21 protein-coding genes and 4 pseudogenes are annotated in these 26420 nt (G+C 67.1%); 11 read left to right on the top strand and 14 right to left on the bottom strand.

What is annotated here, in order from left to right; translation table 11 throughout:
• The first annotated feature begins 62 nt into the window (after positions 1 to 62).
• The 3 genes and pseudogenes from KHF85_RS13530 to KHF85_RS13520 all read left to right on the top strand — a co-directional run.
• Complete coding sequence (locus tag KHF85_RS13530) at positions 63 to 2048, top strand: OPT family oligopeptide transporter (protein WP_284567056.1); 1986 nt, start codon at positions 63 to 65, stop codon at positions 2046 to 2048.
• Between the two features lie 363 nt (positions 2049 to 2411).
• On the top strand, positions 2412 to 4481 hold the full coding sequence (locus KHF85_RS13525) for an alpha/beta hydrolase family protein (RefSeq protein ID WP_284567055.1): 2070 nt from the start codon (positions 2412 to 2414) through the stop codon (positions 4479 to 4481).
• A 172-nt stretch (positions 4482 to 4653) separates the two neighbouring features.
• Positions 4654 to 5671 (top strand): annotated as a pseudogene (locus KHF85_RS13520) (DUF819 family protein); the annotation flags it as partial.
• Positions 5672 to 5797: 126 nt separating this feature from the next.
• Here KHF85_RS13520 and KHF85_RS13515 read toward each other — a convergent pair.
• Both KHF85_RS13515 and KHF85_RS13510 read right to left on the bottom strand, forming a co-directional pair.
• Positions 5798 to 6994 carry an XVIPCD domain-containing protein gene (locus tag KHF85_RS13515; RefSeq protein WP_284567054.1) on the bottom strand — a complete coding sequence of 399 codons (1197 nt, stop codon included), beginning with the start codon at positions 6992 to 6994 and terminating at the stop codon, positions 5798 to 5800.
• A 34-nt stretch (positions 6995 to 7028) separates the two neighbouring features.
• A complete protein-coding gene (locus KHF85_RS13510) occupies positions 7029 to 7796 on the bottom strand; it encodes an ankyrin repeat domain-containing protein (RefSeq protein WP_284567053.1) in 768 nt (255 codons plus the stop codon).
• 290 nt (positions 7797 to 8086) lie between these two features.
• Here KHF85_RS13510 and KHF85_RS13505 point away from each other — a divergent pair, with 290 nt between their 5' ends.
• Positions 8087 to 8773 carry an HAD-IA family hydrolase gene (locus tag KHF85_RS13505; protein ID WP_284567052.1) on the top strand — a complete coding sequence of 229 codons (687 nt, stop codon included), beginning with the start codon at positions 8087 to 8089 and terminating at the stop codon, positions 8771 to 8773.
• A 363-nt stretch (positions 8774 to 9136) separates the two neighbouring features.
• Here KHF85_RS13505 and KHF85_RS13500 read toward each other — a convergent pair whose 3' ends face one another.
• Together KHF85_RS13500 and KHF85_RS13495 are read right to left on the bottom strand one after the other, a co-directional pair.
• Positions 9137 to 9361 carry a YbdD/YjiX family protein gene (locus KHF85_RS13500; RefSeq protein WP_284567051.1) on the bottom strand — a complete coding sequence of 75 codons (225 nt, stop codon included), beginning with the start codon at positions 9359 to 9361 and terminating at the stop codon, positions 9137 to 9139.
• Positions 9361 to 11433: a carbon starvation CstA family protein gene (locus tag KHF85_RS13495; RefSeq protein ID WP_284567050.1), complete on the bottom strand. Its 2073-nt coding sequence runs from the start codon at positions 11431 to 11433 to the stop codon at positions 9361 to 9363. Before KHF85_RS13495 ends, KHF85_RS13500 begins: the two co-directional genes overlap by 1 nt.
• Before the next feature lie 117 nt (positions 11434 to 11550).
• Here KHF85_RS13495 and KHF85_RS13490 point away from each other — a divergent pair.
• A pseudogene (locus KHF85_RS13490) lies at positions 11551 to 11810 on the top strand (pirin-like C-terminal cupin domain-containing protein); the annotation flags it as partial.
• An 88-nt stretch (positions 11811 to 11898) separates the two neighbouring features.
• On the opposite strand, the gene KHF85_RS13485 reads toward KHF85_RS13490, so the two are convergent.
• On the bottom strand, positions 11899 to 12360 hold the full coding sequence (locus tag KHF85_RS13485) for a hypothetical protein (protein WP_284567049.1): 462 nt from the start codon (positions 12358 to 12360) through the stop codon (positions 11899 to 11901).
• Between the two features lie 562 nt (positions 12361 to 12922).
• On the opposite strand from KHF85_RS13485, the gene KHF85_RS13480 reads away from it, so the two are divergent.
• The gene (locus KHF85_RS13480) at positions 12923 to 13297 is read left to right on the top strand and encodes a hypothetical protein (RefSeq protein ID WP_284567048.1); all 375 of its coding nucleotides are present in this window, start codon (positions 12923 to 12925) and stop codon (positions 13295 to 13297) included.
• Between the two features lie 389 nt (positions 13298 to 13686).
• Here the strand turns inward: KHF85_RS13480 and KHF85_RS13475 are convergent.
• A pseudogene (locus KHF85_RS13475) lies at positions 13687 to 13920 on the bottom strand (carbon starvation CstA family protein); the annotation flags it as partial.
• A 240-nt stretch (positions 13921 to 14160) separates the two neighbouring features.
• Here KHF85_RS13475 and KHF85_RS13470 point away from each other — a divergent pair.
• Positions 14161 to 14556, top strand: coding sequence for a hypothetical protein (locus KHF85_RS13470; protein ID WP_284567047.1), 396 nt, complete (start codon positions 14161 to 14163; stop codon positions 14554 to 14556).
• Positions 14557 to 14665: 109 nt separating this feature from the next.
• On the opposite strand, the pseudogene KHF85_RS13465 reads toward KHF85_RS13470, so the two are convergent.
• Positions 14666 to 14878: pseudogene (locus KHF85_RS13465) on the bottom strand (endonuclease V); the annotation flags it as partial.
• 136 nt (positions 14879 to 15014) lie between these two features.
• On the opposite strand from KHF85_RS13465, the gene KHF85_RS13460 reads away from it, so the two are divergent.
• Entirely contained in the window at positions 15015 to 15401 is a 387-nt protein-coding gene (locus tag KHF85_RS13460; RefSeq protein ID WP_284567046.1) for a hypothetical protein, read from the top strand.
• Positions 15402 to 15486: 85 nt separating this feature from the next.
• Here the strand turns inward: KHF85_RS13460 and nfi are convergent, their stop codons facing one another.
• On the bottom strand, positions 15487 to 16206 hold the full coding sequence (gene nfi, locus KHF85_RS13455) for a deoxyribonuclease V (RefSeq protein WP_284567045.1): 720 nt from the start codon (positions 16204 to 16206) through the stop codon (positions 15487 to 15489).
• A 488-nt stretch (positions 16207 to 16694) separates the two neighbouring features.
• Here nfi and gpmA point away from each other — a divergent pair, with 488 nt between their 5' ends.
• Complete coding sequence (gpmA, locus tag KHF85_RS13450; RefSeq protein ID WP_284567044.1) at positions 16695 to 17444, top strand: 2,3-diphosphoglycerate-dependent phosphoglycerate mutase; 750 nt, start codon at positions 16695 to 16697, stop codon at positions 17442 to 17444.
• Positions 17445 to 17480: 36 nt separating this feature from the next.
• The gene (locus KHF85_RS13445) at positions 17481 to 17726 is read left to right on the top strand and encodes a hypothetical protein (protein WP_284567043.1); all 246 of its coding nucleotides are present in this window, start codon (positions 17481 to 17483) and stop codon (positions 17724 to 17726) included.
• Between the two features lie 61 nt (positions 17727 to 17787).
• Here KHF85_RS13445 and KHF85_RS13440 read toward each other — a convergent pair whose 3' ends face one another.
• Both KHF85_RS13440 and KHF85_RS13435 read right to left on the bottom strand, forming a co-directional pair.
• Positions 17788 to 19782 (bottom strand): glycoside hydrolase family 127 protein, encoded by a 1995-nt coding sequence (locus KHF85_RS13440; RefSeq protein ID WP_284567042.1) that lies wholly within the window; start codon positions 19780 to 19782, stop codon positions 17788 to 17790.
• A 37-nt stretch (positions 19783 to 19819) separates the two neighbouring features.
• The gene (locus KHF85_RS13435) at positions 19820 to 21220 is read right to left on the bottom strand and encodes an MFS transporter (RefSeq protein WP_409976618.1); all 1401 of its coding nucleotides are present in this window, start codon (positions 21218 to 21220) and stop codon (positions 19820 to 19822) included.
• A 191-nt stretch (positions 21221 to 21411) separates the two neighbouring features.
• Here KHF85_RS13435 and KHF85_RS13430 point away from each other — a divergent pair, with 191 nt between their 5' ends.
• Positions 21412 to 22230 (top strand): helix-turn-helix transcriptional regulator, encoded by an 819-nt coding sequence (locus tag KHF85_RS13430; protein ID WP_284567040.1) that lies wholly within the window; start codon positions 21412 to 21414, stop codon positions 22228 to 22230.
• Between the two features lie 128 nt (positions 22231 to 22358).
• On the opposite strand, the gene KHF85_RS13425 is transcribed toward KHF85_RS13430, so the two are convergent.
• The 4 genes from KHF85_RS13425 to KHF85_RS13410 form a co-directional block, all read right to left on the bottom strand.
• On the bottom strand, positions 22359 to 23012 hold the full coding sequence (locus KHF85_RS13425; protein WP_284567039.1) for a type III secretion system effector protein: 654 nt from the start codon (positions 23010 to 23012) through the stop codon (positions 22359 to 22361).
• 183 nt (positions 23013 to 23195) lie between these two features.
• Positions 23196 to 24275, bottom strand: coding sequence for a protein-glutamate methylesterase/protein-glutamine glutaminase (locus tag KHF85_RS13420; protein WP_284567038.1), 1080 nt, complete (start codon positions 24273 to 24275; stop codon positions 23196 to 23198).
• A 31-nt stretch (positions 24276 to 24306) separates the two neighbouring features.
• Positions 24307 to 25113 carry a CheR family methyltransferase gene (locus KHF85_RS13415; protein WP_284567037.1) on the bottom strand — a complete coding sequence of 269 codons (807 nt, stop codon included), beginning with the start codon at positions 25111 to 25113 and terminating at the stop codon, positions 24307 to 24309.
• Between the two features lie 13 nt (positions 25114 to 25126).
• Positions 25127 to 26386 (bottom strand): EAL domain-containing response regulator, encoded by a 1260-nt coding sequence (locus KHF85_RS13410; protein ID WP_409976706.1) that lies wholly within the window; start codon positions 26384 to 26386, stop codon positions 25127 to 25129.
• Positions 26387 to 26420 lie beyond the last annotated feature (34 nt).

The raw sequence follows: 26420 nt of genomic DNA, 5'->3' as shown, positions 1-26420 counted from the left end.
GCTGGACTTGCCTGGGCCCAGACGCTAGCGTGGAACACGTTTTTGTCGTTTCAGGGGTCACCATGAACAACGCTGCTGCGCCGCGTCAGCTCACTTTCCGCGCGGTCGTGCTGGCGATCGTGCTGGCCGTCGTGCTGTCGGCCGCCAACGCCTACCTGGGGCTGTTCGCCGGCCTGACCATCGCCACCGCGATCCCGGCGGCGGTGGTGTCGATGGGCGTGCTGCGCCTGCTCGGCGGCGGCACCATCCTGGAGAACAACATCGTGCAGACCGGCGCCTCGGCCGGTTCGTCGATCGCCGCGGGGGTCATCTTCACCATCCCGGCGCTGGTGATCATGGGCTACTGGCCGGACTTCAAGTACTGGTGGGTGCTCGGCATCGCCGGCATGGGCGGCCTGCTCGGGGTGCTGTTCTCGGTGCCGCTGCGGCGCTCGATGATCGTCGAGGATCCGCTGCCGTTCCCCGAGGGCAAGGCCGCGGCCGAAGTGCTCAAGGCCGGCGCGAACCCGGGACCGGGACTGAAGATCCTGGCGCTGTCGGCGAGCATCGGCGGGCTGGTCAAGCTGGCCGCGGCCAGCGGCCTGAAAGTGATTCCCGACACCTGGGCGCAGGCCACCTATCTGGGCAGCAGCAAGCTGGTCGGCTACATCGGCACCAACCTGTCGCCGGCGCTGCTCGGCGTCGGCTACATCGTCGGGCTCAACGTCGGCATCGTGGTGCTGTCCGGCTCGATCCTGTCCTGGCACATCGCCATTCCGCTGTACCAGCAGTTCTTCATGGGCTCGGACCCGGCGCTGGCGCAGAGCCTGGCCAGCGCGCCGGCGGCCGAGGCCGCGTTCGGCATCTGGGCGGCCAAGGTGCGCTACCTGGGCGTGGGCGCGATGCTGATCGGCGGCGTGTGGACACTGTTCTCGCTGCGCAAGTCGCTGTTCTCCGGGGTCAAGAGCGGCTTCGCCGCCGCGCGCAAGAGCACCGCCGGCACGGTGGTGGCCGAGACCGACCGCGACCTGCCGATGAAGTGGATGCTGGTGGCGCTGCTGCTGTGCACGCTGCCGCTGCTGGGCCTGTACCAGGCGATCGTCGGGCAGTGGCATGTCAGCATTCCGATGACCATCATCATGATCGTCGCCGGCTTCCTGTTCGTGTCGGTATCCGGTTATCTGGCCGGGCTGATCGGTTCGTCGAACAACCCGGTATCGGGCATCACCATCTCCACCATCCTGTTCGCCTCGGCAGTGCTGGTGCTGCTGCTGGGCAAGAGCGGGCTGGCGCCGGTGGGCATCGGCGGTGCGCCGATCGGCGCGGTCGCCGCGATCATGATCGGCGCTGTGGTGTGCTGCGCTGCAGCGGTGGGGGGCGACAACCTGCAGGATCTGAAGGCCGGCTACCTGGTCGGCGCCACGCCGTGGAAACAGCAACTGATGCTGGCCATCGGCGCGTTCTCCTGCGCGCTGATCATGGCGCCGGTGCTGAACCTGCTGGCGCAGGCCTACGGCATCGGCGCGGCGACGCCGGAGCATCCGAACTCGCTGGCCGCGCCGCAGGCGACGCTGATGGCCTCGGTGGCCAAGGGCCTGTTCGGCGGCGAACTGCCGTGGACGATGATCGCGATCGGCGCCGGCGTCGGTGCGGCGATCATCGCCCTGGACGAGTGGCTCAAGCGCACCGGCAAGCGCTTCCGCGTGCCGGTGCTGGCCGCGGCGATCGGCATCTACCTGCCGCTGGAACTGATGGTGCCGATCTTCCTCGGCGGCCTGATCACCTATCTGGTCGAGCGCGTCCACAGGATCCGCGCCGACGACGAGGAAGGCCGCGACCGCGTGCACCGTCCAGGCACGCTGTTCGCCGCTGGCCTGATCACCGGCGAGGCGCTGATGGGCATCGCCATCGCCGTGCCGATCGTGGTCTCCGGCCACGCCGACGTGCTGGCGCTGCCCGCGGCCTTCCATCTGAACCAGTGGTACGGCCTGGTGCTGCTCGCCTTCGTCGGCTGGCTGCTGTACCGCACCGGCTACAAGGGCGAGCCGACCGCACCGCCGTCGGCGTAAGCAGGCGCCCACCTCAGCCCCGCAATGCACGAAGCCCGGCCACGCGCCGGGCTTCGTGTTTTCGATGATGGGGAAGTGTATGGGCGACGCCGGGCAGCGTCTTCGCGCAACATCCAGCGCCTCAGAAGTTGTGTGCCTCGCACGCAAGCGCCGCAGCGCTGCGGCAGCACAGCACAGTCGTATGCGCGCCAGCGTCGCTGCAGCCTTGCAAAGAAACATGCAGCGCCGATGCTCCTGCGAGTCCCGAGTCCCGAGTCCCGAGTCCCGAGTCCCGAGTCCCGACCCGCCCATGACTTCATGCCTTTGCGCCGCGCCCACCCGCCCACCTACCATCGACGTTTTGCCGTCTTCCGGAGACACCCGATGACCTTGCGCTACGCCTTGCTGCCCCTGTGCCTGCTGACCGCGCTGCCTGCGCTGGCGGCGACCCGCGGTTTCGACGTCCGCGACATGGTGGCGCTGGACCGGGTGTCCTCGCCGCTGCTGACGCCCGATGGCGGCACGCTGATCTTCGCCAAGCGGCAGGTGGACAAGGCCGGCGACAAGGCCAGCACCGGGCTGTGGCTGCGCAATCTGCGCACCCGCGATGCGGCGCCGCCGAAGCGGCTGACCCCGGACGGCTGGAACGTCAATGCGCCGGAACTGTCAGCCGACGGCAAGACCGTGTACTTCCTCAGCGCCAGGTCCGGCCGCCAGCAGCTGTACGCGCTGCCGCTGGCCGGCGGCACGCCGCGCCAGCTCACCAATTTCGAGCTGGACGTGGACAGCTACCACGTCGCGCCGCAGGGCGACCGTGTCGCCTTCAGCGCCGGCGTGTTCCAGGACTGCGGTTCCGACCTGGGCTGCACGCAAAAACGCCTGGACGCGAAGAAGAACGCCAAGGCCAGCGGCGTGCTGTTCGACCAGTTGTTCGTGCGCCATTGGGACACCTGGAACGACGGCCGCCGCAACAGCCTGTTCGTGGCGCCGCTGCCCGGCGACGCCAAGGCCAAGCCGGTGCTCGGCGCCTCGGCGATCAGCGTGACCCTGGCCGGCGACATCCCGTCCAAGCCGTTCGGCGGCAGCGAGGACTACACCTGGGCGCCGGACGGGCAGTCGCTGGTCGCCAGCGTGCGCGTGGCCGGGCGCGCGGAGCCGTGGTCGACCAACTTCGACCTGTACCGGCTGGATGCGGCGGGCAAGGCCGCGCCGGTCAACCTGACCGCGGCCAACCGCGCCTGGGACGCCGGCCCGGTGTTCTCCGCCGACGGCAAGACCCTGTACTACCGCGCGATGAAACGCCCCGGCTTCGAAGCCGACCGCTTCGGGCTGATGGCGATGGACGTGGCCAGCGGCAAGACCCGCGAGATCGCGCCGCAGTGGGATCGTTCGGCCGGCGAGATCGTGCTCTCGGTCGACGGCGGCACCGTCTACACCACCGCCGACGATATTGGCCAGCATCCGCTGTTCGCGGTGGATGTCGCCAGCGGCAAGGTCCGCACCGTGGCCGATGGCGGCAGCGTCGGCGCGCCGGTGCTGGCCGGCACCACGCTGGCGTTCACCCGCAACAGCCTCAAGAGCGGCGACCAGGTGTTCGTCGCCGACGCCGACGGCCAGCATCCGCGTGCGATCACCGCCAGCGCCGGCGAACAGTTGCCCGACGTGGCCTTCGGCGACTACGAGCAGTTCCAGTTCAAGGGCTGGAACGACGAGACCGTGCACGGCTACGTGGTCAAGCCGTACAACTACCAGCCCGGCAAGACCTATCCGGTCGCGTTCCTGATCCACGGCGGCCCGCAGGGCAGCTTCGGCAACGGCTGGAGCAACCGCTGGAATCCGCAGACCTATGCCGGCCAGGGCTATGCGGTGGTGATGATCGATTTCCACGGCTCCACCGGCTACGGCCAGGCGTTCACCGATGCGATCAGCCAGCACTGGGGCGACCGCCCGCTGGAAGACCTGCAGAAGGGCTGGGCCGCGGCGCAGAAACAGTACGCGTTCCTCAACGGCGACAAGGCCTGCGCGCTCGGCGCCAGCTACGGCGGCTACATGGTGTACTGGATGGCCGGCAACTGGAACCAGTCATGGAAGTGCCTGGTCGACCACGACGGCGTGTTCGACAACCGCACCATGGGCTACGCCACCGAGGAACTGTGGTTCAGCGAGTGGGAGAACGGCGGCACGCCGTGGCAGAACCCGGCCGGCTACGAGAAGTTCAACCCGGTGCTGCACGTGGACACGTGGAAGGTGCCGATGCTGGTGATCCACGGCCAGCAGGATTTCCGCATCCCGGTGGAGCAGGGCCTGGCTGCGTTCAGCGCGCTCCAGCGCAAGGGCATCGAATCCAAGTTCCTGTACTTCCCGGACGAGAACCACTGGGTGCTGAAGCCGCAGAACAGCATCCTGTGGCATGACACGGTGAATGGGTGGTTGAAGCAGCATATCGGGCAGTGAGGCCGGGACCGGGGACCGGGGACCAGGGACCGGGGACCGGGAAAAGCGCTGACCGGTGCGGATGGCGCGTTATCGAACGGACAGGGGCGATATCCGGTTGGGTGCGCGCTGCCTGATTTCCGGTCGCGTTGTTGCGCTGTTCCGGGTCCCCGGTCCCCGGTCCCGAGTCCCGGTTCACTTACCGGCGGCGTTGGTGCTGCTGACCCTCACCGTCGACCTGAAAGGCATCCTGCGCCTGGGGCCGAGGCTGGTGGCGATGTACCTGGGCGCGTCCTTCAGCATCATGCTCGGTGCGGTGGTCGCGTTCCAGCTGATGCGCTGGCTGCATCCGGCCACGGTGGCCGGCGATACCTGGGCCGGCATGGCCGCACTGGCCGGCAGCTGGATCGGCGGCGGCGCCAACATGCTGGCCATGCGCGAAGTGTCCGACGTTGATGCCACCACCGTCGGCCAGTTCGCGGTGGTCGATGTCGGCGTCGGTTATGTGTGGATGGCCGTGCTGATCTTCCTCGCCCCGCGCGCGGCGGCGATCGATGCGCGCAGCGGCGCCGACACCCGCGGCATCGACGATCTGAAACAGCGCATCGCGCAGTTCCAGGCGCAGCACGAACGCGTCGCCAGCCTCACCGACCTGATGCTGATCGTCGGCCTCGCGTTCGGTGCGGTGGGCCTGGCGCATGCGATCGCGGCGCCGACCGCGGCCTGGTTCGCTGCCAACGTCGCCTGGGCCAGGCAGTTCAGCCTCGGCGCGCCGTTTGTATGGGTGGTGGTGCTGTCCACCACGATCGGCCTGCTGCCGAGCTTCACCCGCGCACGCACGCTGGAGGGGCCGGTGCCTCGCGCATCGGCTCGTTGCTGCTGTAGTTCCTGATCGCCTGCATCGGCATGCAGCTGGACCTGCTGGCGCTGTTCGACCGGCCATGGATCTTCCTGCTCGGGCTGATCTGGCTGTGCGTGCACATCGTGCTGTTGCTGGCGCTGGGCAAGCTGCTGCGGGTGCCGTTCTTCTACTTCGCGATCGGCTCGCAGAGCAACGTCGGCGGCCCGGCCTCGGCGCCGGTGGTGGCGGCCGCGTTCCATCCGGCGCTGGCGCCGGTCGGCGTGCTGCTGGCACGATGGGTGATGCCACCGGCACCTATCTGGCGTACCTGGTCGGGATCACCTTGCGCGCGATGGCGGGCGCGGGCTAGCGCACCGTCACCAACCCTGTCACCAACCCTGTAGGAGCGGCTTCAGCCGCGACCGGGCTTTACCGATAGATCCTGTCGCGGCTGAAGCCGCTCCTACAGGGGGATTGCCAGTGGATTGCGTGCGCCTTACTGCTGCAGCGCGACCCGGCGCTGTTGCTCTTCCTGCTGCGGCACGTTCGCCTGCAAATTCTGCTGCTGCAGCTGGCCGACGTTGGCCTGCGCCGGTTCGCTGGCCGCTGCCGCGGTCTGCACCTGGCTGCGCAAGTGCGCCGGGTCGTCGGCGCGGCCCTGTACCGCGAACAGGCGGTCGCCGTCGCGGCTCGGCAGCAACTGGTCGATGCGCTGCAGCCCGTCGTTGCCCGCGCGCGCGGCGACGCTGGCGGCGGTGTTGAGGAAGGCCGCGTCGTCGCGCAGGCCGAGCCGCTCGCGCTGCCCGTCCAGTTGCACCACCGCATCGTTGAACAGCCGGCTGCCGGTCGGCAGCGCGCGTTCCTGGGTCTGCGCCTGGCTCTGCGATGCCAGGTCCTGCGCCTTGATCACCGAATCGATGCCGTGCAGGTCCAGCCGATGCTTGAGCATCCTCCCCGGCAGCAGGCTCTGGCCGAACGACAGCGGATCCGGGTCCGGCAGCTGGATCTGGTGGCCGGCGGCGTCCGGTAGCGCCCACTTCAGCGGAATGCTGTCTTCCTGCAGATGGGTCAGCAGTTCGTTCTTGACGTGGTAGCCGCGGATCAGGCCGTCGGCGGCATAGGTCTTGGCCGCCGATGCGTCCAGGCCTGCGCGCTCCAGGGTGCGGTCGTTGACCCCGGCGGCGTTGTAGGTGACCGCCGGGACGTCGTTGACCATCGCCGAGGCCGCGGCCAGGCCGCCGCCTAGCGAATGCCCGGAGATCATCAGCTCCCGGCCGAAGGCCTGCCTGGCCTGGCTGCCGAGCTGGATCGCCGCGGCGTACTGCGCGTCGCCAAAACCCAGGCCCTGGCCGATGTTGTGTTTCCAGTCCTTGCCTTCGTCGCTGCCGCAGAACGCCAGCACCACGTTGCCCTGCGGGTTGCGGTAGAACGCGGCGTCGAAGCCGCTCTTGGCGTCGTGCAGCATGCCTGGGTCGATGCCGGCACGTTGCACGGCGCCGTCGTCCAGGCGGGTCCAGCCGTCGGGCAGCGGCGCGAAGCTTTCAGCGCCGCCGGCGCGGCGCTGGCCGGCGGTGACGTACAGATCCTGCAGCAGGGTGGGAAGTTGCGCGTCCACCGCCTGCGGCTGCTGGCCGCGGACGGCCTCGCCGAAGGGCGCGGACGCGGCGTTGTCGGGGAGATCGTTCTGGCTCATGCGCGGCTCCTTGCGTGTGGTGCGAACAGCTGCCTCAGCGGGTCGCTTCCAGGGGGATGGCGTGGGCGCTCAACCAGTCGCGTACCGCGGCGCGGGTCTGCTGCGCGGTGTTGTTGAGCAGGCGCTCGGGCGTGGCGAAGAAATACGCCTGGAAGGTCTTCTGTTGCGCATTGCGCAGGCCCGGATCGACCCCGGCCTGCAGCAGTTTCAGCACCCATGGATTGCCGGCGCTGCTCTGCGCGGCCAGGTGCAGCAGCGAGTTGCCGCTGGCATCGACCCGGTGCGGATCGGCGCCGGCCTGCAGCAGCAACTGGATCTGTTCGTCGCGCTTGCTCTGCAGCGCGCGGAACAGCGGCGTCCAGTGGCCGCGTGCGCTGACCGGATCCACCGGCGCGCCGTGCTGCAGCAGGAGCTTCAGGTATTGAGGATCCTTGGCCACTGCCGCCATGTGCACCACGGTTTCCTGATCCATGCCCGGTTCGGCCGGGTTCGCGCCGGCGTCCAGCAAGGCGCCGAGCGCGCGCGGCTGTTCGTGCCAGATCGCATATTCGAGCAGGGTGACGTTCTGGTCGCCGTGCGCGGACAGGTCCACGCCCGGCGCGAGCGCGGCGATACGGGCGGCATCGCCGCGCGCGACGGCGGCGGCGATGTCGGCGAGTTGGGGATCGCGGAACGCGACCGAGTGATCCTGCAGCGTGGCTGACATGGCAGATTGCTCCTTGGCGCCGGGCGGGGCGGCGCATGAGACCGAGATGGACATCGAGGTCGCAAGCGCGATCAGGGCGGGGAACTGCTTGCGCATGGAGGGCTCCTTTCCTGTTCGCGTTCCTGTTGCCGGTGGCGACGTTCCTTGCCACCGCGACCGATGCTAGCAGCTGTCCGGTGCCGGTTCGGTAAGGTTTTGTGACAAAGCGCGCGCGACCTGCATGGCGGGGCCATGCGCGGCGCAACGCCGATCGACGCGAAACGCGGGTTCGCGCCTGGAGCGGGGCGTCGCCCGACCGCGGCCAAGCGCGCGCATCGGCGCTGCCGCACGCAGGCGGCATACATGCGCAACTTGGCATAATGTGGGTTTCCTCCGAGGCCTTTGCGATGACCGCGACCCCCTTCGATCTGCTGATCAGCGACTGCGACGGCGTGCTTGTCGACAGCGAGGTGCTGGCCGACCGGGTCATGTTCGATGCGCTGGGCGCCTACGTGCCGCGGGCCGAACTGGAGGCCTACCTCGCCGGCAGTTTCGGCCAGACCGCGCGCGAGATCGTGGAGCGGGTGCAGCGGCATTTCGCGGTGGCCTTGCCGCCGGGCCTGTTCGAGCAGATCCAGCGGCGTTCGGAAGCGTTGATCGCCGCCGAGGTGCAAGCGATCGACGGGGTGCGCGAAGCCTTGCTGGCGCTGCCGCTGCCGCTGGCGGTCGCCTCCAACAGCCAGCGCCACAGCGTGGTGGCGTCGGTGGCGCGCGCGGGCCTGACCGAGCGGGTGAACGGCCACATCTTCAGCGCCGACATGGTGGCGCGGCCGAAGCCGGCGCCGGACGTGTACCTGCTGGCCGCACACACGCTGGGCGCGGCGCCGCCGCGGTGCCTGGTGATCGAGGACAGCGCCACCGGCGCCAGCGCCGCGCTGGCCGCGGGCATGACCGTGATCGGTTTCACCGGCGCGATGCATATCCCGCCGGGGCATGCCGACACCCTGCGTCAACTCGGCGTGGCCGCGGTGATGGAGCATATGCGGCAGTTGCCGCAGGTCTACGCGGAACTGGTGAGCGCGGCGGCGGCGTAGTTTCGATCGGGAGGTCGCGCTGCCGGGTGGCGGCGACGCACAAACGCAGAGCCTGGGCTGTCCGCTAGCGGGTACCTTGCCGCGGAGCGTTGCGGACGGAAAGAGCCGCTCCGGACAGCGTCTCGCCATTCGTGGTGCGTGTCTTCTCCGGGCTGCCTGTCGCGGCTGAAGCCGCTCCTACACGGGATGGCGCGTGTTCAACCACGGGATGGCGCGTGTTCAACGCATGTCGGAGGCGCGCTCACGCACCGAAGCGTCGTGGCGTGCCTTCCGCAGCCGCGATGCCCTCAGGCACCGCACTCCCGCCGTTGCCAATCCCGGCTTTCCACAGCCGAATGGCTGGTCATTCCCACTCCCGGCCTTTCAACAACAGCGAAACCCGCTCTTGCCGCCATAGCGCGCTTCCTGGCGCTCGCGGAAGAAGGTCTTGTAGTCCATCGGTTGCCGGTCGGGATGTTTCTCCAGCACGTGGCGCACGTAGTTGTCGTAGTCGGGAATGCCGCAGCACAGCCGCGCGGTCTGCACCAGGCGCCGCCACAGCCGGCGGTGCGCCTGGTATTGCCCGACCGGAACCAGTTCGGTCGTCATCAGATGTCCGCCATCTGGTGCGGCTGCAGCGCCACGTACGCGGTTTCCCTGTCGCTGCGCTGCGGGTTGCGGCGCGCGGCGAGGATGGTCTTGACCGAATAGATCAGGATCGAGACCACCACGAACAGGAACAGCGCGGTCAGCCCGGTGTTGACGTAGGCGTTGGTGACGATCTGCTGCATCTGCGGTACGGTCTTGGCCGGGGCGGTGAGGGTGCCGCTGGCGATCGCGTCCTGGAACTTGTGCGCCTGCGCCAGGAAGCCCTGCGCCGGGTTGGGATCGAAGATCTTGATCAGCCCGGCGTAGGTGGTGCAGAGCAGCAGCCATAGCGCCGGCACGATGGTGACCCAGGCGTAGCGGTCGCGCTTCATCTTGAACAGCACCACGGTGCCCAGCATCAGCGCGATGCCGGCCAGCATCTGGTTGGAGATGCCGAACAGCGGCCACAGCGTGCGGATGCCGCCGTACGGATCCTTGACCCCCGTGTACAGCAGGTAGCCCCACAGCGCCACGCAGCCGCCGGTGGCGACGATGTTGGCGCTCCACGATTCGGTCCGCTTCAGCGCCGGCACGAAGTTGCCGAGCAGGTCCTGCAGCATGAAGCGCCCGGCGCGGGTGCCGGCGTCCACCGCGGTGAGGATGAACAGCGCTTCGAACAGGATCGCGAAGTGGTACCAGAACGCCATCATGTCTTCGCCCGGCAACAGCTGGTGCAGGATCTGCGCGATCCCCACCGCCAGGGTCGGCGCGCCGCCGGCGCGGGCCAGGAGGGTGGTCTCGCCGATATCGCGGGCAGTGGCCTCGAGCACCTCGGGGGTGATCGCGAAGCCCCATTCGCTGACCTTGGCCGCGACCGCGACCACGTCGCTGCCGACCATCGAGGCCGGCGCGTTCATCGCGAAATACACGCCCGGTTCGATGATCGAGGCGGCGACCAGCGCCATCACCGCCACGAACGATTCCATCAGCATGCCGCCATAGCCGATGTAGCGCATATGGCCTTCGTTGGCGAGCAGCTTGGGCGTGGTGCCGGAGGCGATCAGCGCATGGAAGCCGGACACCGCGCCGCAGGCGATGGTGATGAACAGGAACGGGAAGATGCCGCCGGTCCACACCGGGCCCATGCCGTTGTGCGCGTACTGGGTCAGCGCCGGCATCTTCAGGTCGGGCATGACCACCAGGATGCCGATGGCCAGGGCGATGATGGTGCCGATCTTGAGGAAGGTGGACAGGTAGTCGCGCGGCGCCAGCAGCAGCCACACCGGCAGCACCGAGGCGACGAAGCCGTAGCCGATCAGCATCCAGGTGATCTGCACGTCGGTGAAGGTGAAGGCCGGGCCCCAGGTCGGATCGGCGGCGACCTTGCCGCCGAACCAGATCGCGGCCAGCAGCAGGATCAGCCCGACGACCGAGATCTCGCCGATCTTGCCGGGGCGGATGTAGCGCATGTACACGCCCATCATGATCGCGATCGGCATCGTCGCGATCACCGTGAACATGCCCCACGGACTTTCCGCCAGCGCCTTGACCACCACCATCGCCAGCACCGCCAGGATGATGATCATGATCAGGAACGCGCCGAACAGGGCGATCGTGCCGGGGATCTGGCCCATCTCCTCGCGCACCAGGTCGCCGAGCGAGCGGCCGTTGCGGCGGCTGGACAGGAACAGCACCACGAAGTCCTGCACCGCGCCGGCGAACACCACCCCGACCACCAGCCACAGCAGTCCGGGCAGGTAGCCCATCTGCGCGGCGAGCACCGGGCCGACCAGCGGACCGGCGCCGGCGATGGCGGCGAAGTGGTGGCCGAACAGCACGTGCTTGTTGGTCGGCACGTAATCCAGGCCGTCGTTGTTGAGCACCGCCGGCGTGGCCCGGGTGGGGTCCAGCTGCATCACCTTGGTGGCGATGAACCGGCTGTAGAAGCGATACGCGATCAGGTAGATCGAGACCGCGGCGACCACGATCCACAGCGCGTTGATGTGTTCGCCGCGGCGCAGGGCGATGGTGCCCAGGCAGAACGCCGCCAGCACCGCGAGCGCGGCCCAGGCCAGTTTGGAAAACCCTTTCATGCAGATCGCTCCCCCACGAGATTCCCGCAAGGGTCGCCCCGATGGCCTGGGGGGTCAATGCCGGGGCAGGTGATGGCCCTAGTCCTTTGGTCGTAGTCCGCGGCGCTGGGCGAGTGCATCGGGCGCCGCGACACTGTGGTGAGGGGAGGGCGCGCGCTGCCGGCGCAGTCCCGGCCGTGCCCGGTGGTGGCCAGGGGCTGCAGCTGCAGGCCGGCGATGCGGGCGCACGGCCGATCCTGCTCGCCGGCCGCCCGCTGCGCGAGCCGGTGGCGCGGCACGCGTTCGTGGTGAACACCCGGGAGGCGCTGGTGCAGGCCTTCGTCGATTTCCAGGAAGGGCGGTTGCAGCGGCTTGGGGTGTCGATCGACACGCCATGAAACCTGTAGGAGCGGCTTCAGCCGCGACAGGCGTTACCGATGGATTCTGTCGCGGCTGAAGCCGCTCCTACAAAGGGCTTTGCCTGGCTCAGCGATCCAGCGCTACGCTGGTCGTACGCAGGTCCAGGCCCTGCACCAGCGACTGCAGCGATTGCAGTTCCTGCACGTCGCCGGCGTCGATCCACACTTGCGCGTAGTGGTTCTTGCTCAGCTCGACCACGGTGACCCGGCGCGAGGCCAGGCCGGGCGCGTCCACGCCGCCCAGGTCGGGCCGGTACCAGTGCATGCTCTCGCCGGCGATGCTGCCTTTTTCTTCGCGCAGATTGCGCGCCAGCGGGATATTCGGGTCGCGCGAGGTCAGCATCATGCCCAACACCTGGCGGCCGTCGGCGGCCGTCGCGCGGCACACGATGAAGCCCTTGTCGCTGCGCTGCAGATTGGACTGCGCTGGCAGTGGCGGGCAATTCTGCGCCTGCTGCGCCATGGCCGTGGCCGCCGCCAGCACGGCAGGCAGGAGCGACAGGCCGGTGAGCCAGTGTGCAACCTTCATTCGCGATATCCCAATGCGTCGCCGCACTGCGGCGGCATCGATCTTCAGCGCACGCCGACGCAGGCCGGCACAGAACGTCACCCTCAGTCCATTGCGGGATCCACGTGCAGTGCATGCCGCTACGCAGTGCGTGTCCGGTGTGCGGCTGCAGTTACCCGGCCGCTGTCCGAACCATAGCCCAGCTGGCGACACTTGACAATTGGGATGCGGATCGAGGCGCGACCGATTCGCACGGGAGTGTGTCCAGGCGTAGCGCTACATCCAGACGGAGTGTCTCGCGACCAAGGGCAAAGAGCGGGTCCTGGCCATGCGCGGTCAGATGGCAAGCGCTATATCGCCAATATGACGATGTATGAGCTAATGGAATGCCCGTCTGCCAAAATCGCATAGCGCGCCATGCGGCACATTTTTTTTATGCAACTTTATGATTTTTTAATTGGCGATAGGAGGAGATGTAGAGATAATCGTGCAGGCTGCGTACAACCATCAGGTTGCGCACGACCATATTTCTGATGCTGGCGTATTCTCTGCATTCTCCTTTCAATTAAATTGAGGTGCCATCATGCTGGAATTTTCAAAATTCAATATTATCCGCAAGGCCGTGCTGCCGATTATCGCTGTGTCTACAGTGCTCGCCGCCGGATCGACGGCCGCGCAGAATTCTAGATCGGACTTTGAGATCGAAAATCATGTTGGAAATGTTAAGGCGCTCTTGATTTCTGGTAGTGGGGCGGGTGTCGGTTGCCATCCGCTTCCTGAAGATCAAGTGGTGGTTGTGTCGGACAAGCCGCTGTCAAGTGGGGACAGATATACAGCTATTGGCATGTCTGATCGCGGCTGCAGTGCCGGAACCTCAATGGCCGGATTTCGCTTGAATTTCACGGCCATACCTGACATGTCTATCGTGATCAACAACAGTGGTATCACCATTATGTGAGGGCAGCGTCGACAGCGCTCACCACACGGTCTAACAGCAGCGAGTCCTGCCGCGCCGCGCCGCTAGGATGACCGCATTGTGCGCCGGCGCGGTCACTGACTCCACCCCGTGGGAGCCCGATCGCAATCAAGCTCTAGCAGGCTGCTGAAAAACTCCACAGGGCCTATGACTGTCGTCTTGGGATACCCCGTTTTGGGGCTTCTGCGTGGAATCTGAGGCGTCCGATGTCAGCAGAGGACGCAGGATTCACAGGGGACAGCTCACCGGTGTGGGTTTGTCAGGTCCAAATTGGTATTTCCGCAGCCTGCTAGGGGCGAGACGATGGCCGAGTACGGCACAGCGTAGTAACGGTCGGGTATAGCTGGCCTCGTTTGCTGCAACAGTCAGAACACTGCGCCGCAGGCGAGGATGATGAACAGAAACGTGAAGATGCCGCCGGTCCATACCGGGTCCATGCCACTGTGCGCGTACTGGGTCAGCGCCGGCATCTTCAGGTCGGGCATGACTACCAGGATGCCGAGGGCCAAGGCGATGATGGTGCCGATCTTGAGGAAGGTGGACAGGTAGTCGCGCGGTGCCAGCAGCAGCCACACCGGCAGCGCCGAGGCGACGAAGCCGTAGCCCGATCAGCATTTTGGTCGGCACGTAATCCAGGGCCCGATCGTGATGCGATTCAGGGGGAGTCGCATAGTGTGAAACTGCGCCATTGTTGTCTGCGATTTTGCGAGTTTCGCCCAGATTTTCCGTTCGGGGCATGAGTATAATTATAAATGATGCGTCGTGGAGCCAGGTTGCCATTGAATGGTCAGCGCGGCGTATCTTCATCATCTCTGTATTCTTATTTCTCCCCGAGGAACGTCACCATGGCAATGTCTTTGAACTTTCGCAGATTCCACAGCGCCGTCATCGTGCTGGCCGCATTCGCTGCCGGATCTGTCAACGCGCAAAACAACATTAGAAATATGACTATCTACTATTCCAACTCGGTTCCCAACGCACGGGCTGTGTTATTGGTAACGGAGAAAAGTGATGGCAGTGAAGGTCCGGGCAGGACTTGTACCCAGTTGCTAAATAACAATAATCCACAGGTAACTGTGATGACTGGCTATATCTATCACTTTAGCGCGTGGTCTAGTACCAACTGTGCACCAGCTACTAACATGGCTGGTCTGACCGCAAAATACGTGGGTTTAACTGCGGGCCCTAGGGGCATAGAAGTCAAGCTCGACGCGAATGGCTTCACTGCCTATGATCGCTGATCCTTTTTTCGCGTAGGCATCTCCGCAGCGCGACTGCGGTGGCGGGGACGCGCGTGCAGGCCGTACAGCTCGTGTGATCGAGGCAGTGGCGGCAGTCAGCTCGGTTGCATCACAGCAGGCGATCGGCGGTCGCCTGCACGCTCGCCGCGTCGCGGCGCGAGGCCAGCCGGTCGGCCAGGCGGGTCGGTTCCGGCAGCCGGTAGCCGCGCAGGTAGCGCAGGGTGGTCCACTCCAGCGCGCTGTCCACCGTCACCGTCACGCAGTGGCCGGGCGAGACGATCAACGGATTGCAGCGCGGCTTGCTGCGCAGCGCCTGGCCGATGATGATAAAAGCGAAGCGGTGGCGCGGTAAACGAATGGTCAAAGCGGAATTGCGTCGTTCAAGGTGACAGGCTTGACGATGCCATGAAATGATCGAAGCGTGTTTTCAGAGTCTTCCCCAACTGAGGAAATGTCGCATGGTGTCATCGATCTTAGAAAAGAAAGCAAAGTCCCTGTGCGTCGTGGCGTTGGCGGCATTGATGCCTTGCCTGGCGAGCGCGCAAGCCATCGTGCAACACGAGGTCCATAGCCACATCGTGAGCGTGTCCCCTAGGGTGCACTCGCTGATCCTCTTCGCTGAAGGAGGAATAGCGGGCTGCTATCCGGTGAGGTTTGGCGGTAGCACGCAAGGTCCGGGTCTCAACAGCGCGGTCAGCTACCAGGTCCAATCTTCGGGTTACTCTTGCAGCGAGCATATTGCTGCGAGGTCTGGGAATCCCCCGAGCTTCCAGCCGCCGTCTGATAAGAACCTCATCTTTTTCCGGATCGACGCCGCGGGTGGTATCCATATCACCGACCACTAATCCGTCACGCTGGCGCCGCCGCAGTGCTCCCGCGATGGTGGCCTGCGCGGCGTCGCCCGTGTCTGTGCGTGCGCGAGGCGTTCGTTCACAGCAGTTGATCGGTGGCGCCTGCCCGCACCACGACCTCGCCGCGGCGCGAAGCCAGCCGGTCGGCCAGGCGGGTGGGCTCCGGTAGCCGGTAGCCGTGCAGGTAGCGCAGGGTCCACGCCAGCGCGCTGTCTACCGCGACGCGGTGGCCGGGCGAGACGATCAGCGGATTGCAGCGCGGCTTGCTGCGCAGCGCCCAGCCGACGGTGTCGCCGCGGTGCACGATGGGGCTGCGGTCGCCGGCCTGCGGACCGGGTTCGTCGTAGCGTCCTGCCAGCAGCTTCTTGGCCACGCCGATGCTGGGCAGGCCGGTGACCACGCCGAAGTGCGCGGCGATGCCGAGCCGGCGCGGATGGGCGATGCCCTGGCCATCGACGAACACCAGGTCCGGACGCTGCCGCAGCAGGGCCAGCGCGGCCAGCAGCGCCGGCAGTTCGCGAAAGCTCAGCAGGCCCGGCACATACGCCATCGAGGTCGGCACGCGGGCGATCTCGGCCTGCTGCGGTTGCAAGGTCTCGGCATCGATCAGCACCGCCGCGGCGCGGGTGATGCGGCCTTCGTCCTCGAACCCGACGTCGAACCCGGCCAGCCAGCGCGGCGGGTCCGGCACCTCGTCGTGCAGCCGTACCTGTTTGGCCAGCGCGGCCTGCAGCGCCCGCGCCTGCACGATGCTGCCGTCCCAGTCGCCGAAGACCGTGTTGTGCGGGGAGATGTCCATGTGTGGATGATCGCGCTGCGCTCGTGGCTGTGGCGTGCAGGCCGGTGCGGCTGCCGTTGCCGGAGCAGGTCGGCTTGGGGCACTGCAGTTGGCGAGGTGGTGTAGGAGCAACTTCAGTCGCGACAGGCCGCCAAAGCCACTGCGATCCCGACCTTTTCCTGGTCCATCTGTCACGATCGCTTCCGAAGCCCGGCAGCTGGATGGCTCCGCGCGTCGCGACTGAAGTCGCTCCCACAATGACTTGCAGCGAGCCGGCTGGGTGCATTGTGGGAGGGACTTCAGTCCCGACGGTTTCCCAAGCCGGATAGCTGGATGGCTCCGCTCGTCGCGGCTGAAGCCGCTCCTACAGGTAGAGGGGGGGCATCATCGGGATTGAAGCGCTCCTGCAACGATCTGCGCGATGTGGCCGCCACGGCATCCGCTTACGGCGATGCCGCTACAATCCAGGGCCGCACGACCCACCCATTCCCCCAACGGAGACCGTCGCAGTGACCCGCAAACTCGTACTGTTGCGCCATGGCCAGAGCCAGTGGAACCTGGATAACCGCTTCACCGGCTGGGTGGATGTGGATCTCACCGAGCAAGGCCGCCAGGAAGCCGCCGGCGCCGGGCGCCTGCTGCGCGAGGAGGGGCTGCAGTTCGATGTGGCGCATACCTCGGTGCTCAAGCGCGCCATCCACACCCTGCAGGGCGCGCTGAAGGAACTGGATCAGGATTGGCTGCCGGTGCACAAGAGCTGGCGCCTCAACGAACGCCACTACGGCGGCCTGCAGGGCCTGGACAAGGCCGAGACCGCGGCCAAGCACGGCGAGGAGCAGGTCAAGATCTGGCGCCGTTCCTATGACATCCCGCCGCCGCCGATGGCGGCCGACGATCCGGGCCATCCGCTGCACGACCGCCGCTACGCCACGCTCGATCGCAATGCGTTGCCGGCCACCGAGTCGCTGGCGACCACGCTGGAGCGCGTGCTGCCGTATTGGCACGATGCGATCGCGCCGCAGCTGAAGGCCGGGCAGACCGTGCTGGTCACCGCGCACGGCAACTCGCTGCGCGCGCTGTACAAGTATTTGAACGGCGTCTCGCGCGAAGCAATCCTGGAACTCAACATTCCCACCGGCATCCCGCTGCTGTTCGAGCTGGACGACGAATTGAAGGTGCAGTCCTACCGCTATCTCGGCGATCCGGAAGCGGCGAAGAAGGCGGCCGAGGCGGTGGCCAACCAGGGCAAGGCCAAGTAATACGCAGGTACTACCTGCCGCATCAAGGAGGATGCGATGTTCGGTTTCAGCATCTGGCACTTGGTGATCATGTCGGTCCTGCTGGCGCTGCCGGTGCTGGTGTTCGCGGCGGTGTGGCTGGCGATGCGCGCCGACCGGCGTGCGCAAGCGTCGCGCAACGCCGCTGCGCCGCCGCCGCTGCCGCTGCCGCCCGCGGCATCGGTGGAGATGCGGCTGCGGGCGCTCGAGGCGTTGCGTGCGCAGGGCCTGGTCGATCAGGCGGAATCCGAACGCCGGCGCTAGTAGATCCTCGCCGAGTAGATCCTCGCCGAGGTGTAAGCGCGCCGCGCGGCGGCGCGCAAGCTCAGACGTCGCCGCTGGCGTCCACCCACACCCGCATCTCGCCTTCGCCGCGGTTGGCCCAGGCGAAGTAGGGTACGAAGGTCAGGGTCTGCGCCTGCCGCGACGGCGGCGGCGCGTCGTAGCGGTACAGCGGCATGGCGTCGGCCTGCGCATCGTCTTGGCCGTGCAGGCGTTCGCCTTCGGCCCGCAGCAGCACTTGGCCGGCCAGCGTGCCGCTGCCGGGTTCGGTGCGGATCGCCGCGTCGGCGGGCAGGCGCAGTTGGTGCAGTTGCGTGCCGTTGTCGGCCTGCTCCAGGCAGTACACAAGCGGCCCGCGTTGCAGTGCGACCTTGCCAGCCAGATGGCGCACGCGCGGATGGCCGCTGACCCGCATCGGCGGCATCGGCAGGTGCAGGTGCAGCGTGTCGCCGCGTTGCCAGCGCCGACGCAGCACGCAGTAGCCGTGCTGCAGATGCGCCGCGATCGCCACGGCTTCGCCGTTGAGGCGCAGTTGCGGCGCGCGGCACCAGTCCGGCAGGCGCAGCGCCAGCGCGGCTTCGACCGGCGCGTCGCAGTCCACGCTCAGTTCGACCTGTTCCTGCCACGGGTACTCGCCGCGCTGGCGCAGGGTCAGGGTCTGCCCGTCCACGTCGAACGCCGCATCGCTGCCGACATACAGGTTCACGTAGAGCGTGTCGTCGCGGCGGGTGTAGAGGTAGTGGCCGAGCGAGGTCAGCACGCGGGCGATGTTCGGCGGGCAGCAGGCGCAGCCGAACCAGCGCTGGCGCACCGGTTTGACGTGGTCGAAGCCGTGGTTGCCGTGCACCGTGGGCGGATGCACTTCCAGCGGATTGACGTAGAAGAAGTGGCGCCCGTCCAGGGCCATGCCGGCCAGCACCGTGTTGTACAGCGCCCGCTCCATCACGTCGGCGTAGCGGCTGTCCGGCGCCAGCTGCAGCATGCGGTTGGCGAACATCATCAGCCCGATCGAGGCGCAGCTTTCGTTGTAGGCGGTGTCGTTGGGCAGGTCGTAGTCGACGCTGAAGGCTTCGCCGTAGCTCTGCGCGCCGATCGCGCCGGTGAGGTACAGCTGCCGCTGCGTGGTGTTCTCCCACAAGCGCTCGCAGGTCGCGCGCAGTTCGGCGTCGCCGCTGTGCCGCGCCAGGTGCGCCACGTCGGCGTACAGGTAGACGAAGCGCACCGCGTGCCCGACCGCGCTGGTCTGCAACGCGACCGGCACGTGCGCCTGGCTGTAGGCCTTGTCCTCGATCATCCACGCCGGCCCGTGGCCGCCCCAGAAAAAGCTGCGGCCGCGCTTTTCGTATTCTTCGTCGTAGTAGTGCGGCGTGGTGCCGCGCTGCTCGACGAAGTAGCGGGTCAGCGCCAGATAGCGCGGCTCGCCGGTGGCCTCGTACAGGCGCATCAGCGCCAGTTCGATCTCCGGATGCCCGGGATAGCCATGCAGTTGCTGCGCGCCGGGGCCGAAGGTGGCGTCGATGTGGTCGGCGAGCCGGCACACGATGTCCAGCAGCGCGCGCTTGCCGGTGGCCTGGTGGTAGGCGACCCCGGCTTCGATCATGTGTCCGGCGCAGTACAGCTCGTGGCATTCGGCCAGGTTGGTCCAGCGCTGTTCCGGTGCCTTCACGGTGAAATAGGTGTTGAGGTAGCCGTCGGCCTGCTGCGCGGCGCCGATCAGTTCGATGGTGGCGTCGGCATCGCGCTCCAGCGCCGGATCGGGATGTTGCGCGAGCAGGTAGGCCACCGCTTCCAGCCACTTGGCCACGTCGCTGTCCTGGAACACCATGCCGTAGAACGCGCCGTCGCTGCGCCCGGCGGCGATGCGGAAGTTCTCGATCGCGTGGCTGGGTTCGGCATCGGCGACGTTGTCGTTGAGCGCGTCCCACTGGTACGGCAGCACCACCTCCTGCACCAGGCGCTGGTAGCGCTGCCAGAACGGGTCGGCGATGCGCAGGCGGTCGAGCGGGAGTTCGGGCGGCGGGGCGAGCGAATGCGGCATGGAGGCGGCGGTCCTGTGGGGAGGAGGAGGGGAGCGGTCAGTGCACCGGGCGTGCGGCCAGATCGGCGCCGATCTCGGCCAGCAGCGGCCGGCGCAGGCGGCAGCGGTAGATCACCGCGGCCAGCAGCAGGTGCAGCGCGGCGGGGATCAGCGTTTCCAGCAGGGTGATCGCCTGCAACGAGGCGGCGGTCTGGTGTTCGGCGCCGGCGCGGTAGCCCACGCGCACGAACAGGTAGCTGATCACCAGCGCGCTCGAGGCCCAGGCCAGCTTGATGCAGAACAGGTTGAAGGCGAAGTTGATGCCGGAGGAACGGATCCGGTTCTTCCACGCGCCGTAGTCGTCGGCGAAGGCCATGATCGAAAAATGCAGCGGCAGCGCGAAGCCGAGCACCAGGCAGTTGACGAAGATCAGCCACAGCCACAGCGTCTGCTGCGCCGGGCCGCTGGGCATGCACCACTGCAGCACGCCCAGCGCGGCCAGCGCCAGGTTGGTGTGCAGGTACAGCGCCAGCGGATCGAAGCGGCGGCACAGCGCATTGACCACGATCGCGCCGAGCACCGTGGCCAGCGCCACCATCGCGAAGAACAGCGAGGTGTAGCCGGCGCCGCCGCCGAGCACGTAGCCGATGAAGTACAGATAGCCGCCACCGCGGATGTTGAACACGTTGATCAGCAGGAACGACATCAGCAGCACCAGCCGCATCTGGTCGTTGCGCAACAGCCCGCGCAGGTGCTCGCCGATGCTGGCCTTGCCGAGCAGGCTGACCGGCACGCGCTCGCGCACGGCGAAGAAGCAGCACAGGAACATCGCCACCGCCAGCCCGCTGAGCAGGCCCACGCCGAGCTGGTAGCCGTGCGCGGCATCGCCACCGCCGAGCACCCGCACCAGCCACGGCAACCCGACCGAGACCAGGAAGCCGGCGATGCCGCACAGCACGAAGCGCCACGACTGCGCCGACACCACTTCGCGGTGGTCGCTGGTCATACCGTTGATCAGCGCGCAGTACGGCACGTTGATCGCGGTGTAGCACAGCGACAGCAGGAAATAGCTGGCGAAGGCATAGGCGACCTTGGCCGCATAGCTCAGCTGGGGGGTGCTGAAGGTCAGCACGCAGGCGATGCCGATCGGCAGCGCGATCCACAGCTGCCAGCCGCGGAAGCGGCCCCAGCGGCTGCGGGTGCGGTCGGCGAGCAGGCCCATCAGCGGGTCGGACACCGCGTCGGCGATGCGCAGCACGGTGAACAGGGTGCCGACCAGCGCCGGGGTCAGGCCGAATACGTCGGTGTAGAAGAACGTGAGGAAGTTGGCGATCAGGCAGGTAACGATGGTGCCGCCGGCATCGCCCAGGCCGTAGCCGAATTTTTCCAGGCGCGAGAGTCGGTGCGTGGCGGCCTGTTCGGCGCCTGCGGCAACGGGGCCAACGGCGGTCGCATTCAACGGGACGGTTCCTGGCGGGCGCGGGGACGGCGCCAACGCAAAGTCGCACGCCGCCGGCATCGGAACAAGAGCCGGTGCAGTATAAAAACGGTACGATTCCGACCTGCGCGGCCGCGGCGGCGCACACGGCGATGCCGTGCAATTCATGCTGCAGTGCAGCGTGCCATTCGCGATGCAGAGACGCTTCCTACATGCTCGAACTCGCCGTCGCCTATCCGATCCGGGTCCAGAACGGCGGCCTGTTCATTTCCCGCGGGGTCGGCGCGCATCCGACCCGGGTGATCCAGTCCTATGAGCTGATCTTCGTCGAGCGCGGCACCTTGTCGATCCGCGAACAGGACCACCACTTCCACATCGCCCCCGGCGAGACCCTGATCCTGTGGCCGGGGCGCGAGCACGCCGGCCTCGGCCGCTTCTCCGACGAACTGCGTTTCTATTGGGTGCATTTCGAACTGGCAGCGGCCGCGGCAGACACGGCCGGCGCGACGCTGCTGTCGATGCCGCAACGCACCGCGATCCGCGATCCGGAGCGCTTCGTCGGCCTGTTCCGCTGGTTCCTCGGCGAGCAGGAAGAACGGCGCACGCTGCCGATGCTGGAGCCGATCGTGCTGTCGATGCTGCAATGCGTGGCCGGCGCCTGGCCCGATCCGCACGACAGCGACCGCGCCGGGGTGGCGCTGGCGTACCGCGCCAGGCAGTTGATCGGCACCCAGTTCCACACCGCGCTCAGCGCCTCCGCGCTGGCCGCGCAGCTGCACTGCAACCCGGACTATCTGGGCCGCATCTACCGCCGCGCGTTCGCCACCACGCTGACCGAGGCGATCCATCGCCAGCGCATCGCCTTCGCCGAGAAACTGCTGCTGGTGAACACCTGCAGTGTCGACGAGGTCGCGCAGCGCGCCGGTTTCAGCGATGGCGGCTATTTTCGCCGCATCTTCCGCCAGCGCCTGGGCATGACCCCAAGCGCGTACCGGCGGTTGTACTGCAAGGAGCACATCAACTCGGGGTGAGCCATTGCCGCGCCGTGCCGCCGCTCAGGCTCGCTCGCCGCGCCGACGCATTCCCTGACTGCCAACCCACAAGGCCTCGAAACTCGGCGGCATCGCCCCGGAGCAGTGCCGCTCAAGCGGTGGAGCTATTAATATCTGGTGCGCATGGGCAAGCCGTGCTCGGCGCGCACCGAGTTCTCAGAAGGTTTGCCGGTCAGCGAATATTCGTAGTCTTCCAGGCCCACCGCACGCAGTTCTTCCTGACCGGTTGCCGTGCTGGCATCGTCGGGATCGTCATAACTTCCTTTCCAGCTGCCTGCCATCATGTGCTTCGCATGCACGAGCTCATGGGCCAGCAAGCTGACCTTGTAGTTGTTGCTTCTAGTCGGGCCGGTCGGATATCCGTCTCTGTCCAGCCCCATGCTCGTCTGATAGGGGCTCCATGACACGACAACGCTCGATCCCTCATTGCGGCCGTCTTCCTTCTTCAGTGCATATTGCCTGCCGGCGACTTCTTTGATTTCGCTATATTCCTGCAGGCTGGAATGTTTTTGCAACTGATGGTAGGACAGCACCGGTTCGGCTGTGGGGCCCTTCCGGGAAGGAGTGGCTTCACGGATGGTGAGTTTATGGCGCCGTTGATTGCTCAGTGCCGTCAGTTCATCGAGCAACTGATTGCCGCTGGGTTGCGAGCCGAGATGATCCAGATGAACAGTCACTTCCGCATTGAATCGCTGTTCGTCTCGTTCGGTGTTGTTAAGTGCCTGAGAATAAATTCCCTGATACTTCGTTTGGATGGGCATGGGGATATCTGTGGCAGGCTGTTGGAGATGGGTGGGCGCCGCTAGCGCCCGTCGCCGCCGAAGTGTCGCCAATCCTGTGCGTGCCGGTTCCGCATCGCACGTAGTTTTGTTTGAAAAGGCGAACGCCGCCCGCCGCCGCCCAGCGCATCAGAGGCAGGCGCCCCGCACGGCGTGCAGCGCCGGCTAGCCGAGCTGCTGCACGATCTCGCGCGCCATCGATCCCAGCGGCAGGATCTTCTCGGCGCCGCCGCGTTTGATCGCTTCCTTGGGCATGCCGAACACGATGCTGCTCTGCTCGTCCTGGGCCACGGTACGCGCGCCGGCCTGGCGCATCTCCAGCAGGCCGACCGCGCCGTCGTCGCCCATGCCGGTCATGATGATGCCCAGCGCATTGGCGCCGGCGGCGCGTGCGGCGGAGCGGAACAGCACGTCCACCGACGGCCGGTGCCGGTTCACCGGCGGCCCGTCCACCACTTCGACGAAATACTGCGCGCCGCTGCGGCGCAGCAGCATGTGCTTGCCGCCGGGCGCGATCAGCGCGCGACCCGGCACCACGCGGTCGTTGTTGGCCGCTTCCTTCACCGCGATCTGGCACAGGCTGTCCAGCCGTGCGGCGAACGCGGCGGTGAACTTCTCCGGCATGTGCTGGACGATGACGATGCCGGGGCTGACCCGCGGCAGCGCGGTCAGCACTTCTTCCAGCGCCTGGGTGCCGCCGGTGGAGGTGCCGATCGCGATCACCCGTTCGGTGGTCTGCGCCAAGGGGCGCCCGCCCTGCGCCGGCAGGATCACGTCGGCGGTGTGCTTGATCTCCGCTTCCACCTGCGGCGCGGCGCTGCGCGCGGCCAGGCGCTTGACGTTGGCGCGCGCGGCGGTGCGCACGGTGGCGACGAGTTCGTCGGCCGAGTCGGTGAGGAATTGCTTCAGCCCGAGCTTGGGCTTGGTCACCACCGCTACCGCGCCGGCGGCCAGCGCGTCCATGGTCACCCGCGCGCCCTTTTCGGTGAGGGTGGAGCAGATCACCACCGGGGTGGGGCGCTCGCTCATGATCTTGCGCAGGAAGGTGATGCCGTCCATCTTCGGCATTTCCACGTCCAGCACGATCACGTCCGGCCATTGCTGGCGCATCTTGTCCATCGCCAGCAGCGGATCGGCGGCCGCGGCGATCACTTCGATGCCGGGCGCTTCGTTGAGCACCGCCACCAGCACCTGGCGCACTACCGCCGAATCGTCGACCACCATGGCCTTGATCGTCGTCGTCATCGGTGGTTCCTTTGAAAAGCGGCAGCGGTGCTCATGGCTTGCGGTACACCGACGGCGCCACCTGCACCACCTCGTTGTTGACGTCGTTCAGGCTTTCCGAATGGCCGATGCAGAAGATGCCGCCGCGCTTGAGCACGGACAGCACCCGCGCGACCACTTCGCGCTTGGTCTGGCCGTTGAAGTAGATCATCACGTTGCGCAGGAAGATCACGTCGAACTGGCCGAGGTTGGGCAGCGACGCATTGAGGTTGGCGTGCAGGAAGCGCACGTTGTCGCGCAGTTTGCGGTCGATCAGCAGGCTGCCCTCGTATTCGCCGCGGCCTTTCAGGCAGTAGCGCTTGAGCAGCGCCGGCGGCATGTGTTCGATGCGCTGCAGCGGATAGTGGCCGGTGCGCGCCTTGGCCAGCACGCGGGTGCTGATGTCGGTGCCGACCACTTCGTACGGGCGTCCCTGCAGCGTGTCGTCCAGCACCATCGCCATGCTGTAGGCCTCTTCGCCGGTGGAACTGGCTGCGCTCCAGATCCGAAACGGGGCGTTGCCCTTGTGCTCGCCGGCCAGCTTGCGCAGCAGCTCGAAGTGCTTGGGTTCGCGGAAGAAATAGGTTTCGTTGGTGGTCAGCAGGTCGATCGCGGTCTGCACCTCGCCGCTGCCTTCGCGGCTTTCCAGCAGTTTCATGTACTGGGTGTAGGTCTGCAGCGAGTGCGCCTTCAGGCGCTTGCCCAGGCGCCCGCACAGCATCGCCTTCTTGGCCGGGGAAATGGTGATGCCGGCGGCGTCGAAGATGAAGCGCTGGAACTTGCCGAATTCCTGCTCGGTGATGGTGTCGGTGTTGGTCATGATGGTCCGGAAGTCAGTGAGGCGGCGCTTGCGCCGAGGTGGGGCCGTGTTCCTGCAGCCGGGCGTGGTGCTCGAGCAGCCAGCTGGTCAGCGCGCCGCCGCCCATCGGCCGTGCCAGCAGATAGCCCTGGCCCAGGTCGCAGCCGAGTTCCTGCAGCAGTTGCCAGTCCTCGACCGTCTCGATGCCCTCGGCGACGGTGCGCAGGCCCAGCCGCTGGGCCATGCCCAGCGCCGATTCCAGCACGGTGCGCAGATTGCGGCTGCGGTGCGCGTCGTGCACGAAGATGCGGTCGATCTTCAGTTCGGTGAAGGGGATGCGGGTCAGCTGCTGCAGCGAGGAGAAGCCGGTGCCGTAGTCGTCCAGCGACAGGCCGAAGCCCTGCAGCCGCAACCGCGCCAGCATGCCCAGCGCGCTGGCCTCGACCAGCGAGCTTTCGGTGATCTCCAGAATCACGTCGGCCGGCACCAGCCCGTGGCGGCGCAGCTGGTTGTGCAGTTCGTCGAGCAGTCCCGGGTCCTGCAGCAGAGACGGCGACAGGTTGATCGCCAGGGTCAGCCGGAAGCCGGATTGCTTCCAGGTGGCCAGCCGCGCCATCGCCTGGTCGGCGACGCTGGCGGTCAGCGCGTGGATCAGGCCTTCGCGTTCGGCCAGGGCGATGAAGCGGTCCGGCGCGATCTGTCCGTTCTGCGGATGCCGCCAGCGCGCCAGCGCTTCCACGCCGCTGACCTGGCCGCTGCGCATGTCCACCTTGGGCTGGTACGCCACTTCGATGTCGCCGCGGCGCAGTGCTTCGTGCAGCATCGCCGCGTCGGTCGCGCCGCCCAGGCTGGCGTCGCCGCGCACTGCCGGCGCGGGCTGCGCGTGCGCCTGCAATGCCGCGCCGAATTCGGCCGCGCGCAGCGGCTTCTCCAGGCCGGCAAGCATCCGCAGGCCGCTGGCGCGGCCGACCTGCAGCACCGATTCGATCAGCGCCGCGCCGCGTTGCGAGGCGACCACGATCGGCACCCGCACGTTGCAGCGGGCCAGCGCGTCGAGCAACTGCACGCCGTCCATGCCGGGCATTTCCAGGTCCACGATCAGCAGCCCCGGCGCCGGTCCCTGGCTCACCGGCGCCAACGCGGCATGGCCGTCGGGCACGCCTTCCACCGCCACCGCGCCCAGTCGCAGGCACAGGGCGAGCGCATGTTCGCGCTGGACGTGGCTGTCGTCGACGATCAGGACCGTGCCGAACTGGCTGAGCGTGGCGGTTTCTTTGGCGAGCGGCATGCGGATTCCGTCGTTGGACAAGGGCGGGACGCGGCGCGCT

Origin of the sequence: Xanthomonas graminis pv. graminis, from assembly GCF_030168915.1 — a bacterium.
GTDB lineage: Bacteria > Pseudomonadota > Gammaproteobacteria > Xanthomonadales > Xanthomonadaceae > Xanthomonas_A > Xanthomonas_A translucens.
The sequence above is the reverse complement of the archived record's forward strand: the minus strand, read 5'-3'. Positions and strand labels throughout refer to the sequence as shown.